The 992-nt window shown below is 65.4% G+C and carries 1 protein-coding gene; it reads left to right on the top strand.

Annotation, left to right across the window (positions count from 1 at the left end; translation table 11 throughout):
* Positions 1–66 precede the first annotated feature (66 nt).
* On the top strand, positions 67–992 hold a 926-nt coding region (locus ABC831_RS26380; protein ID WP_343251047.1), incomplete at its 3' end, for a hypothetical protein.

The following is a 992-nucleotide window of genomic DNA, read 5'->3' as shown; positions in this document are numbered from 1 at the left end:
CGCCTCACGCTGCGCGGCAGCCTTACCCTGACGGGCGGTGACAGCAGCGGCGGCACCAGCAGAGGCGTGAACGGCGCGGGCATCGCCGCCAACAGCATCCAGGTGGAATCGGGTACCGTGACCGCCCAAAGCGGCCGGGGAGGGGTCTCGGGGGATTCCATCACCCTGGGGAACGGCGGCGTTCTGCAGACGGACGCAGGCACCTTGTTAAATGCCACCGGGTACACCGGGATCAATATGAAGTCCGGAGGCACCGTCAAACTGGCGGGCCGTATGCAGGTCACCTCCACCGACCCGGACGGCAGCGCGGTATCCGGCGGCAGCATTGTCTTTACCGACCCGGCGGCACGGCTGACCCTCAAAGAGGCCGTCAACCCGCGCACGGTCCAGGTGGATCTAAGCCCCGCCCTTTCGAAGGATTATAGGCTGTATGCCTTAGAGGGCGTGCAGATGAAAAGCGAAACCAGCGCGGTCACCAGCAGTGTCCCGGGCACGGTGTATGTGGGCCGCGGCGACAAGGTGTGGAACGCGCAGACGGATGACGGCAGGGCCGCTTATATGCCTCCCGATGCTTCCGCCTCCCCCATCCCCATTGAAGTCACCGACGGCATGGAGCTGACGGTGACCCAGGGCGCGGCGGGCTGGCTTACGATTCCCGGCACAGTGGAAGCCTTTGCGCTCACCGGGCCGGGGCTGGATCACCCGGTTTCCACCCAGGGCGGCATGCTGATCGAGGGGAATGAAAAGGATGTGACGCTGAACATCACCGGGCTCGCCATGGAGGCCGGCCCCCTGATGGCCTTTGCGGCATACATGGGCACCCATTCCCTGACGCTGAATCTGAAAGACGTTGCCCTCACGGGCGGGGAGGACGGCACGGCGGGCCAAAGCGCCATCAATGCCCCTTTGTCCTCCGTAGCGCTTACCGCTGAGGGCAGTGTGGTGCTTACCGGCGGCAAGGGCTTAAAGGATATGGCCGGCGCTGCCGCCGG

Origin of the sequence: Diplocloster hominis (genome assembly GCF_032380655.1) — a bacterium.
Classification (GTDB): Bacteria; Bacillota; Clostridia; order Lachnospirales; family Lachnospiraceae; genus Diplocloster; species Diplocloster hominis.
The sequence above is the reverse complement of the archived record's forward strand: the minus strand, read 5'-3'. Positions and strand labels throughout refer to the sequence as shown.